This window comes from Spectribacter hydrogenoxidans, assembly GCF_031846275.1.
Taxonomy (GTDB): domain Bacteria; phylum Pseudomonadota; class Gammaproteobacteria; order Nevskiales; family Salinisphaeraceae; genus Spectribacter; species Spectribacter hydrogenoxidans.
This window is the reverse complement of the sequence record NZ_JAVRIB010000003.1, coordinates 212,023-223,436: the sequence shown is the minus strand read 5'-3', so window position 1 is coordinate 223,436 and position 11,414 is coordinate 212,023. Positions and strand designations below refer to the sequence as shown.

At 66.9% G+C, this 11,414-nt stretch carries 10 protein-coding genes; 6 read left to right on the top strand and 4 right to left on the bottom strand.

Annotation, left to right across the window (positions count from 1 at the left end; translation table 11 throughout):
* Nucleotides 1–18 precede the first annotated feature (18 nt).
* The 4 genes from RM532_RS04225 to ilvB form a co-directional block, all read right to left on the bottom strand.
* Entirely contained in the window at nucleotides 19–798 is a 780-nt protein-coding gene (locus RM532_RS04225; protein ID WP_311651907.1) for a DUF1295 domain-containing protein, read from the bottom strand.
* Nucleotides 799–845: 47 nt separating this feature from the next.
* Entirely contained in the window at nucleotides 846–1,313 is a 468-nt protein-coding gene (locus RM532_RS04220) for an acyl-CoA thioesterase (RefSeq protein ID WP_311651906.1), read from the bottom strand.
* Between the two features lie 62 nt (nucleotides 1,314–1,375).
* On the bottom strand, nucleotides 1,376–2,803 hold the full coding sequence (pyk, locus tag RM532_RS04215) for a pyruvate kinase (protein WP_311651905.1): 1,428 nt from the start codon (nucleotides 2,801–2,803) through the stop codon (nucleotides 1,376–1,378).
* A gap of 37 nt (nucleotides 2,804–2,840) precedes the next feature.
* Nucleotides 2,841–4,679, bottom strand: coding sequence for a biosynthetic-type acetolactate synthase large subunit (ilvB, locus tag RM532_RS04210; protein WP_311651904.1), 1,839 nt, complete (start codon nucleotides 4,677–4,679; stop codon nucleotides 2,841–2,843).
* Nucleotides 4,680–4,845: 166 nt separating this feature from the next.
* On the opposite strand from ilvB, the gene RM532_RS04205 reads away from it, so the two are divergent.
* The 6 genes from RM532_RS04205 to leuA all read left to right on the top strand — a co-directional run bounded on the left by RM532_RS04205 (nucleotide 4,846) and on the right by leuA (nucleotide 11,350).
* The gene (locus tag RM532_RS04205; protein WP_349255263.1) at nucleotides 4,846–6,219 is read left to right on the top strand and encodes a WS/DGAT/MGAT family O-acyltransferase; all 1,374 of its coding nucleotides are present in this window, start codon (nucleotides 4,846–4,848) and stop codon (nucleotides 6,217–6,219) included.
* Nucleotides 6,220–6,296: 77 nt separating this feature from the next.
* Nucleotides 6,297–6,791, top strand: a complete 495-nt coding sequence (ilvN, locus tag RM532_RS04200; RefSeq protein WP_311651902.1) for an acetolactate synthase small subunit — start codon at nucleotides 6,297–6,299, stop codon at nucleotides 6,789–6,791.
* Between the two features lie 8 nt (nucleotides 6,792–6,799).
* Nucleotides 6,800–7,816 (top strand): ketol-acid reductoisomerase, encoded by a 1,017-nt coding sequence (gene ilvC / locus RM532_RS04195; RefSeq protein WP_311651972.1) that lies wholly within the window; start codon nucleotides 6,800–6,802, stop codon nucleotides 7,814–7,816.
* Between the two features lie 51 nt (nucleotides 7,817–7,867).
* Nucleotides 7,868–8,506 (top strand): phosphatidylserine decarboxylase, encoded by a 639-nt coding sequence (locus RM532_RS04190; RefSeq protein ID WP_311651901.1) that lies wholly within the window; start codon nucleotides 7,868–7,870, stop codon nucleotides 8,504–8,506.
* A gap of 40 nt (nucleotides 8,507–8,546) precedes the next feature.
* Complete coding sequence (locus tag RM532_RS04185) at nucleotides 8,547–9,326, top strand: CDP-alcohol phosphatidyltransferase family protein (protein WP_311651899.1); 780 nt, start codon at nucleotides 8,547–8,549, stop codon at nucleotides 9,324–9,326.
* Between the two features lie 293 nt (nucleotides 9,327–9,619).
* On the top strand, nucleotides 9,620–11,350 hold the full coding sequence (leuA, locus tag RM532_RS04180; RefSeq protein ID WP_311651897.1) for a 2-isopropylmalate synthase: 1,731 nt from the start codon (nucleotides 9,620–9,622) through the stop codon (nucleotides 11,348–11,350).
* The last annotated feature ends 64 nt before the right edge of the window (nucleotides 11,351–11,414 follow it).

Below are 11,414 nucleotides of genomic sequence, written 5' to 3'. Positions count from 1 at the left end.
ATGCAATCCTCGGGGCGGTCAGGCCTTCGGCGGCCAGGGAATGAAGGCGCTGGTGGTGCGCACGTAGTCGTCGTAGCCGATGCGCTTGGCCTTGCCCTCGCGCGATTCCACCGTGGGAATGCCGGAAACCCGGAGTAGCAGCCAGGCCATGATCACCGGACTGGCCAGCGTGGCCCACCAATAGGGGGCGCCGATCGCCAGGAACACGTAGCTGACCCAGTGCAGCGACTCGAAGAAATAGTTCGGATGACGCGAATAACGCCAGAGCCCGGTACGGCAGACATGCCCCCGGTTGTCCGGGTCACGCTTGAACCGATGCAGCTGATGGTCGGCCAGTCCCTCGCCGACCACCGATACCAGCCAGACCACGCCGGCCAGCAGCAGCCAACCGACACCCGGCATGTCCAGGCGGAAGGCCACCACCAGGAACGGCAGCGCCAGGATCCAGGCTGCCACGGCCTGGAACCAGAAGAACAGCAGCATGTACAGCGGCGCGCGCCGCCCCCAGGAGGCCCGAGCGGCGGCGTAGCGGGAATCCTCCGGCTGGCCCCGCATGCGCATGGCCAGGTACCCGCCCAGCCGTAGCCCCCACAGGCCGGCCATCAGCGCCAGCAGCAGGCGCACTGCCAGTGGCGCGTCGCCGGCGGCGGCGAACAGTACGCCCAGGCCGCCCATCAGCCAGGACCAGGCCACGTCCACCGGGCTGGCGTCCTCGGTCTTCAGCTGCACCAGCCAGACCAGGGTGAGCACACTCAGCGACACGGCCAGACCGATCAGGTAAATGCAGGAGGCGCTCATGGGTGGCGGGTCATTGTCGTCGTCAAAGCGGGGGGGGTTAGAACGCGTTAGGTACCGGATTCGGATGCATCGGCGTCCGGCGCCGGCGTCGTCAGCCGGGCGAGGGCCGCCCGCACCGGTTCGGGGATCGGCACCGCGCGGCGGCTGTGCCGGTCGACGAACACGTGCACGAAGCGGCCGTCGGCGCAGGCAGCGGCTTCGCCGGCGCGGAAGATGCCCAGCTCGTAGGTCACCGCCCGGTTGCCCAGATGGGCCACCCGCAGGCCCGCCTCCAGCCGGTCGGGAAAGGCCACCGGTGCGTGGTAGCGGCAGCCGGATTCCACCACCAGCCCGATCACCGGGCCGTCGTGGATGTCCAGTCCGCCGGCCTCGATCAGGTAGCGGTTCACGGCGGAGTCGAAGTAGGCGTAGTAGGTCACGTTGTTGACGTGGCCGTAGAGGTCGTTGTCGGCCCAGCGGGTGTCGAGGGGGCAGACATGGGGGAAATCGGCGCGGGTGGGGGCAGTGTCGGACATGGCAGGGGTCGATGGCGCAGGTATTCGGAAGTCGGGCCGGGTTGCTGGCCCGGCGAGGTGGTTCAGCGGGCGGAGATCTCGACGATCTTCATGGTGTTGGTGCCACCGGGGCCGAGCATGTCGCCCTTGGTGACCAGCACGCGGTCGCCCGGGGCCACATCACCGCGTGCCACCATGAAATCCACCGCCTCGCGGATCAGGGCGGGGCCGGCCGGGTCTGCCGGTTCGAAGGCCAGCGGATAGACGCCACGGCACACCGACAGGTACCCGCAGGTTTCCGCCGACCGGGTCAGGGCGTAGATGGGGATGCCCACGTCCTGGCGCGACATCAGCATGGCGGTGTGGCCGGAATCGGTGAGGGCGATGATGGCATCGGCGCGCATGTGGCGGGCGGTATAAGTGGTGGCCATGGCAATGGCCTCGTCGGTACGCCGGAAATGGGTCGCCAGCCGCCGCTGGGAGCGGGCGGTGAAATGGCCGTTCTCGGCACCGATGCAGATCCGGCCCATCGCCGCCACTGCGTTGACCGCGTAGGCGCCCACCGCGGTCTCTGCGGACAGCATCACGGCATCAGTGCCGTCAAGCACCGCGTTGGCCACGTCCAGCACTTCCGCCCGGGTGGGCGTGGGTTGCTCGATCATGGATTCCATCATCTGGGTGGCGGTGATCACGGTGCGGTTCATCTCTCGCGACTGGGCGATGATGCGCTTCTGCACCGCCGGCAGTTCCGGATCACCGATCTCCACCGCCAGATCGCCGCGGGCCACCATCACCACGTCGGAGGCCTCGATGATCGACTCGAGGTCGGCCACCGCTTCCGCACGCTCGATCTTGGCCACGATGCGGGCATGACCGCCGGCCGCCCGCAGCCGGGCCCGGGCTTCTTCGATATCCGCGGCCGAGCGCACGAACGACACCGCCAGGAAGTCCACCTTCATCTCCGCGGCCAGTTCGATGTCGCGGTAATCCTGTTCCGTCAGCCCGGCCGCCGACAGACCGCCGCCGCGCAGATTCAGTCCCTTGCGCGAGGACAGCCGGCCGCTGTTCTCCACCCGGGTGTCGATGCGGCCGCCGGATACCCCGGTGACCTCGAGCGCGATCGCCCCATCGTCCAGCAGAAGCAGATCGCCCACCGACACATCGTCCACCAGCGGGCGATAGCCGAGCCCCACGCCGGTCGAATCGCCAGCGTCCCGGTCCAGGTCCGAATCCAGCGCGAACGCCTGACCCGCTTCCAGATCCACCGCGCCCCCGGCAAAGGATTCGATGCGGATCTTGGGGCCCTGCAGATCACCGAGAATGCCCACCGAGGCATCGAGATCGGCGGCCGCGCGCCGCACCCGCTCGGCCCGGGCGCGGTGCTCGTCGCCACTGCCGTGGGAGAAGTTCAGCCGGACCACGTTCGCGCCGGCACTGAGCAGCCGTGACAGGGCCGCTTCATTGTCGGTCGCGGGCCCGAGGGTGGCGACGATCTTGGTGCGTCGAAGCATGGTCCGAGACTAGCATGCGGTGTACGGCGTGCGGATGTCAGAACGCCTCGGAGGGGCTCACCTCGGTGTCGCTGGTCTCGTAGCGGTTCGGGATATGGTCGCCGGTGATCATCTCGCGGTAGCTCATGCCCGGGCCCACCATCGGGTAGACCCCGGCGTCCGGATCGATGATCACCTCGAGAAACGCCGGGCCCTGGTACTCGACGAACGCCTTGATCACCTCCGGCAACCGGGTCTTGTCGTCAAGCCGTTGTGCGAACTCGAAGCCGTCGGCTTCCGCTGCCTTGACGAAATCCTTCTTGTGCAGCGACTTGTCCGACGCCGACAGGCGACCCTTGAAGAACAGCTTCTGCCACTGCTTGACCATGCCGTCGCCGAAGTTGTTGAGCACCACGATCTTCACCGGCAGGTCGTAGGTGGTCACTGTCTCCAGCTCGCCCAGGTTCATGCGGATCGAGGCATCGCCGTCGATGTCGATCACCAGCTTGTCGCGCTGGGCAAACTGCGCGCCCACCGCTGCGGGCAGGCCGAAGCCCATGGTGCCCATCGAGCCGGAGGTCAGCCACAGCCGGGGCTGGCGGAAATCGAAGTACTGCGCTGCCCACATCTGGTGCTGGCCAACGCCGGTGCTGATGATCGCCTCGCCGCCGGTGAGCTTGTTGATCTCCTCGATCACCTGATGCGGCTGGATGGCGTCGGACTCGCGGTCGTAGTTCATCGCGTAATGGGCCTTCAGGTCCGCGATGTGGCGGTGCCAGGGCGCGTACTCGCCGGCAAAGCCGATCTCGCGGCCGTATTCCAGCAGCCGCCGCAGGCTCTCGGCCAGCACGCCGACGTGGTGCCAGTCCACGTTCTTGACCTTGTTGATCTCGGACGCGTCCACGTCGAAGTGCGCGATGTGCCGTGCGTTGGGCGCGAATGCCTGCGGCACACCGGCCACCCGGTCGTCGAAACGCGAGCCCATGGCGATCAGGAAATCGCAGTCGTCCACCGCGTAATTGGCGAAGGCGGTGCCGTGCATGCCCAGCATGTGCAGGGCCAGGGGATCGGTGGTGTCGAACGCGCCGATGCCCATCAGGGTGGTGACCACCGGAATGCCGAAGGCCTGGGCCAGTTCCCGCATCTCCTGGGACGCGTTGGCATTGATCACGCCCCCCCCGGCATAGATCAGCGGGCGCTCGCTCTCGGCCAGCAGGCGGAAGAAGTCGGCGCATTCGGTGTCGTCGATGCGGTTGGCCGCCAGGGCATTCATGCGCTGGCGATAGCCGGGAATGGGCAGCACCCCTTCGCCGGCAAACGTGCCTTCCCAGTTCTGCACGTCCTTGGGCACGTCGATGACCACCGGGCCGGGACGGCCGGAACGGGCGATCTCGAAGGCGGTGCGCACCGTGGCTTCAAGGCGTTCCGGTTCGGTGACCAGGAACACATGCTTGGCCGCGGCGCTCATGATGTTGGACACCGGGGCCTCCTGGAAGGCATCGGTACCCACGGCCGCGCGGGCCACCTGTCCGCAGATGACCACGATGGGCACGGAATCGGCCATGCAGTCGCGCACCGGCGTCACGGTGTTGGTGGCGCCGGGGCCGGAGGTGACCAGCGCCACGCCCACCTTGCCGGAGGCCCGGGCGTAACCGGCCGCCATGAAGCCCGCGCCCTGCTCGTTGGCGGGCACGATCAGCGGCATGCGGTCGTGGTGCTCGGCGTTGAAGCGGAAGATGGCGTCGTAGGTCGGCAGGATGGCGCCACCCGAGTAGCCGAATACCGTGTCCACCCCCTCGTCTGCGAGTACCTGCACCATCATCTCGGCGCCGGTCATGCGGGTGCCGGCCAGCGGGTGGCTGGCGGGATCGGGCAGGTTGTCTCGAACTTGGGCCATAGTGTCGCCTGTCTGCGCTTCCAAACCGCGTATTTTAGCCGATTGCGACGCGCCAGCGTTAGGAAGATGCCGGAAACGCCGGCAGCAACATTCCCGGCAGCCGGCCGCGTGCTAACTTCCTGCCCATGAGCAACGATCCTGCAATGCAGGCCGCAGCATGCCGGCTCTGAAACCGGTTACCCCCATCGACCAGGGGTTCCTGTGGCTGGAGCGCCGCAATCAGCCCATGCACGTGGGTGGCCTGCTGTTGCTGCGGCCGCCCGCCGATGCCGGCGACGACTATATCCCCGCGCTGATCGAGCGCACCCGCCGGGCCACCCGCGCCTATCCGCCGTTCAACCAGCGGTTGGTGCGGCGGCTTGGCGCCTGGTTCTGGACCGAGGACCGGGCGTTCGACGTGGAAGCCCATTTCCGGCCACTGGCCCTGCCGCGCCCTGGGCGCATCCGCGAGCTGCTCACGCTGGTATCCCAGCTGCACGCCAATCTTCTGGATCGGGCCAAGCCGCTGTGGGAGCTGTACCTGATCGATGGTGTGGAGGACGGCCGCATTGCCGTCTACGCCAAGATTCACCACGCCATGGTGGATGGGGTGGCTGCCATGCGGCTGCTGCAGCGGGCGATGACCACCGAAGCCGGCGATACCGAGCTGACACCGCTGTGGGCGATACCGCCTCGCCGCCGGCAACGGGGCGGGCGCAACCCGGCCCTGCGGCTGGGGCAGGTGGCGGGCGCCCAGCTCGCGTCGCTGCCGCGGGTGTCGATGGAGCTGTCGCGAACGGTGCAGTCGGCCTGGCAGCGGGACCCGGATTTCGTCTCCGCCTTCCAGGCGCCGCGCTGCATTCTGAATCAGCGGGTCTCGGCGTCGCGGCGTTTCGCGGCCCAGTCCTGGTCGCTGGACCGCATCCGGGCGGCGGGCCGGCAGCTCGGCGGCACCCTCAACGACGCGGTGCTGGCCATGTGCTCGGCCGCGCTGCGGCGCTATCTGCAGTCGCTGGACGCGTTGCCGGACAAGCCGTTGATCGCCATGGTGCCGATGTCGCTGCGTCAGGACGATTCCGAGGGCGGCAATCAGGTGGCGCTGTTCCTGGCCAACCTGGCCACCCACCTGGATGATCCGCGGTCCCGTTTCGACACCATCGCCCGGTCGGTGCGCCACAGCAAGGCGCGCTACGCCACCATGAGCCAGACCGAGATCATGAACTATGTGGCCACGGTGATGGCGGTGGGCGGGCTCAATCTGGCCACCGGTCTGATGCCGGGCCGCCAGCCCTTCAACGTGGTCATTTCCAACGTCCCCGGCCCCAAGCAGCCGTTGTATTTCAACGGGGCCCGGCTGGAGGGCATGTATCCGGTCTCCATCGTTCTGGATGGCCAGGCCCTCAACATTACCCTCAACAGTTACGACCATAAGCTGGAGTTCGGGCTGATTGCCTGCAGCCGCACGCTGCCCAGCATGCAGCGGCTGCTGGACGATCTGGAGCAGGGGCTGGTCGAGCTGGAGGCGCTGGCCGGATCGGGGGGTGCCGACGGCCGCAGTTGATTTTCCCGGCACCTGGGATTACCGTGCGCGCTCGATTTTCGGGGGCCCGCGCGGTCGCGCGGCGTGACATGCGGCCAATGCGGCACATCATCTCCATGCTGATGCAGAACGAGGCGGGCGCGCTGGTGCGCGTGGCCGGCATGTTTTCGCAGCGTGGCTTCAACATCGAATCCCTGAATGTCGCCCCCACCGAGGACGACACCGTGTCACGTCTGACGCTGGTGACTACCGGGTCGGACGACGTGGTCGACCAGATCAACCGCCAGCTGCTCAAGCTGGTGGACGTGATCGATGTTCTCGACATGACCGGCGGCGAGCATGTGGAAAGCGAGCTGGTGATGATGAAGGTGGCCGGCGACGACCGCCTGGCCGAACAGGCCCGCGCGGCAGGCGCCGAGGTGCTGGATGCGCGCGATGGGCTGTTCACCCTGCGATTCGTCGGCGGCGAATCCGCGGTGCGGGACCTGATTGATTCAATGAGTGGCGTCGGGACGCTGCGCGAGCTGGTGCGAAGTGGCGCCGTCGCCATCACGCCCGGCGATCTGGGACTTCGCTACGAGCAGGAGCAGTAATCGTGAGCATGCAGGTTTATTACGACAAGGACGCCGATCTGGCGCTCATCCAGTCCAAGAAAGTGGCCATCATCGGCTATGGCTCGCAGGGCCATGCCCACGCCAACAATCTGAAGGATTCCGGCGTAAGCGTCGTGGTAGGCCTGAGGGCCGGCTCCGGCTCCTGGCAGAAGGCCGAGAACGCCGGACTGGAAGTCGCCGAGATCGAAAGCGCAGTGGCCGCGGCCGATGTGGTGATGATCCTGGCACCGGACGAACACCAGGTGTCGCTGTACCAGAACCAGATCGAGCCGAACCTGAAGGCAGGCGCGGCGATTGCCTTCGCCCACGGCTTCAACGTGCACTTCGAACTGATCGAGCCGCGCGCCGATACCGACGTGTTCATGGTTGCCCCCAAGGGCCCCGGCCATCTGGTGCGCACCACCTATGAAGCCGGCGGCGGCGTGCCCAGCCTGATTGCCATCCACCAGGATGCCTCGGGCAACGCCAAGAACATCGCGCTGTCCTACGCCGTGGCCAACGGCGGTGGCCGCGCCGGGATCATCGAGACCACCTTCCGCGACGAGACCGAAACCGACCTTTTCGGTGAACAGGCCGTGCTCTGCGGCGGCATCACCGCCCTGATCCAGGCCGGTTTCGAAACCCTGACCGAAGCCGGCTACGAGCCGGAGATGGCCTATTTCGAGTGCCTGCACGAGGTCAAGTTGATCGTCGACCTGATCTACGAGGGCGGTATCGCCAACATGCGCTACTCGATCTCCAACACCGCCGAGTACGGGGATTTCACCCGCGGCCCGCGCATCGTCACCGAGGAAACCAAGGCCGAGATGCGCCGTATCCTCGCCGAGGTGCAGACCGGCAAGTTCGCCCGCGAATTCATCGGCGAGAACCAGGCCGGTTTCCCCACGCTCAAGGCCGGGCGCCGGCTGTCGCGCGAGCATCCCATCGAGCAGGTGGGCGAGAAGCTGCGCGCGATGATGCCGTGGATCAGCAAGAGCAAGATCGTGGACAAGTCGCGCAACTGATTATCCCGGCGCGGCGTAACTTCCACACCGTTCCTGGCCCCGGCGCAGTCCATGCGGCGCACCCTGATGCAGATTGCCCGCGAGGGCTGGCCCATTCTGGTGCTGGCGTCGATCGTCACCTTCGGTGTCGGTCACTTTGGTCACTGGCTGGCCGCCCTGCCGCTGGTGGTGGTTGTGCTGCTGCTGCTGGCGTTCTTCCACGATCCGCGCCGGCGTATTCCCTCCGAGCCGCTGGCAGTGATCGCACCGGTGGACGGGCGGGTAGTGCACCGGCGCGAATGCTACGACCCGTTTCTGGACCGCGAGGCCATCCGCGTGTCGCTGGATGCCTCGCTGCTGGGCGCGTATCTGCTGCGTTCGCCGGTGGAGGGCACGGTGCTGGAGCTGCCGGCGGCCGGCGAGTCGGAATTCGCCGGCACCGTGTCCTGGCTACGCACCGATGAGGGCGACGACATCGTGCTCGCCGCCTCCGGCTGGATGTTCGGCGGCCGGCCGTGTCAGGTCCGCTATGGCGATCGCCTCGGGCAGGGGCGGGTCTGCGGGGCCCGGCGCCTGGCCCGGCGGGTGTATATCTTCCTGCCGGCCCACTCCCGGGTGGAGGTGGCGGTGGGCGATCGCGTGCGTGCGGGATCGGACAAACTGGCCACGCTGGTACGCAAGGCCCCGGTCGACCTGCCATCGATGTCATGATGACGGGGTTTGAACCATGCCCGATCAACGGGCGGCGGCCATGAACGAATCCGAAGACGCACAACAACGGCGACGGCGGCGGGGCATCTATCTGCTGCCCAATCTGTTCACCACCGGGACACTGTTCGCCGGCTTCTACGCCATCATCGCGGCGGGGCAGGGCCGCTTCAGCGTGGCAGCCATGGCCATCTTCGCGGCTATGGTTACCGATATGCTGGATGGCCGGGTAGCCCGGCTGACCCGCACGGAAAGCGATTTCGGCCTGCAGTACGACAGCCTTGCCGACCTGGTGGCCTTCGGGCTGGCCTCGGCACTGGTGGCCTACTCCTACAGCCTTGCCAGTCTGGCCGACGTCAGTTTCGTCGGCGGCAAGCTGGGCTGGCTGGCGGCGTTCTTCTACACCGCGGCGGCCGCCCTGCGTCTGGCCCGCTTCAACATCCAGCGGGGCGGCGCGAACGACCGCAAGGTGTTTCTCGGCCTGCCCAGTCCGGCGGCCGCCGGGTTGCTGGTGGGAGCGGTCTGGGTCTGCCACGATCTCGGTCTGGCAGGCACCACCATGGTGGTGCCGGTGTTCCTGGTGACCGTGGTCGCCGGGGCGCTGATGGTGAGCAACATCCGGTTCCACAGCTTCAAGGACGTCAAGCTCTCCGAGCGGGTGCCGTTCTTCCACGTGCTGGCCGTGGTGCTCGGCTTCGTGCTGATCAGCCTCGACCCGCCCCGCGTGCTGTTCCTGGGGTTCCTGGCCTACGCCGGGTCCGGACCGCTGCTGTCGGTGATCCGGTGGCGACGCCGTCGTCGCACCCAACAAGGGACTCTCTGACATACCGCAAGGCTGATGGTCCCCGGCTTGGCAGCGCTCCGGTGCTTCGGTTATCCTGCAATCGAATTTCTTCGCATCCCGCAACATGGATTACCCCGCGCATAACGTGATCGATACAGCCGGCCATGGCCGCGGCTGTGTGCGCGTGTTTTCCGCGCTCGTTGTCCTGACCCGGCGACTTCTGCCGTAAGGCAGATACTCCAGCACGGCCATGGCGGGGCCGATACCGCTACCGAGGCATACCGGGAAGACTGGCTGTCGGCACCAGCGGGCAGCGACATCGGAGCGTTCCAATGAGCGAGAATCAGACCAGCGAACCGGCCGTTCATCCGGCCACCAAGTACCGACCTTTTCCCACGGTGGGGTTGTCCGACCGTACCTGGCCGGGCGTCACCCTTGATCAGCCCCCGGTCTGGTGCAGCGTGGACCTGCGTGACGGCAATCAGGCGCTGATCGAACCCATGGGCATGGCGCGCAAGCTGCGCATGTTCCAGGGGCTGGTGGATATCGGGTTCAAGGAAATCGAGATCGGTTTCCCCGCCGCATCGCAGACGGACTACGATTTCTGCCGCAAGATCATCGAGGACGGCCTGATTCCGGACGATGTCTCCGTCCAGGTGCTGTGTCAGTGCCGGGATGAGTTGATCGAGCGCACCTTCGAGGCGCTGGTGGGCGCCCGACGGGCGATCGTGCACATCTACAATTCCACTTCCTCGGCCCAGCGCCGCATCGTCTTCGGCATGGACCAGGACGGCATCATCGATATCGCCCGGCGCGGGGCCCGGCGGGTGAAGACGCTGGCGGCGGCCTATCCGGAGACCGAGTGGGTTTTCCAGTACTCGCCGGAGAGCTTTACCGGCACCGAGCTGGATTTTGCCGCCCGCATCAGCAATGAGGTGCTGGCGGTGTGGCAGCCGACGCCCGAGCACAAGGCCATTATCAATCTGCCGGCCACGGTGGAGATGGCCTCGCCCAACATCTATGCCGACCAGATCGAGTGGATGCATCGCCATCTGACGCCGCGCGATTCGGTGATCCTGTCGCTGCATCCCCACAACGACCGCGGCTGCGCGGTGGCGGCGGCCGAACTGGGCCAGATGGCCGGAGCCGATCGGGTGGAGGGCACGCTGTTCGGCAACGGCGAACGCACCGGCAACGTGGATCTGGTCACCCTGGCGCTGAACCTGCATTCCCAGGGCGTGTCGCCGGGCCTGGACTTCACCCGCATCAACGATGTGGTGCGCATGGCCGAGTACTGCAATCAGCTGCCCGTGCACCCGCGTCACCCCTATGGTGGTGAACTGGTGTTCACCGCGTTCTCGGGCTCGCATCAGGATGCCATCAACAAGGGTCTGAAGGACCGCAAGAGCCATCCCGACGGCGTCTGGGAAGTGCCCTACCTGCCCATTGATCCGCGGGATCTGGGGCGGACCTACGAGGCGGTGATCCGGGTCAACTCCCAGTCCGGCAAGGGCGGGGTGTCCTACCTGCTGGAAACCGAATACGGCCTGAGCCTGCCCCGTCGCATGCAGATCGAGTTCGCCAAGATCGTGCAGCAGGAGGCCGACGAGACCGGGCGCGAACTGACCGCGGTGGAAATCCTGCGCCTGTTCGAACAGGCCTATTTCGAGACCGGCCGACCGCTGGCGTTCCGCGACTACTGGGCCTCCTCGCGCGGCGATGCCGGAGATCGCCACACGGTCGAGGCGGTGATTACCAACGAGGGCGTGGAGCAGCGTCTCAAGGGCGCCGGCAATGGTCCAATTGCGGCGTTCATTGACGGCCTGAACCAGAGCCTGGGCCTGAACGTGGTGATCCACGACTACACCGAGCATGCGCGGGGCCACGGGGCCGAGGCGGACGCGGTAGCCTACGTCGAAGCCGGTATCGGCGACGGCAAGTCCACCTTCGGCTGTGCCATCGATGCGGACATCATCTCCGCCTCGCTGGAAGCGGCGGTGTCGGCCATCAACCGCGCGCTGGTCGATCACCAGAAGGTCGAGGGTCAGCGCCGCAGCGCCTGACGACGGCGGGCAGAGGCGAGTGCGAGGCCCGTGTTGCGGCCTCGCACTCGCACCACTTACGGTC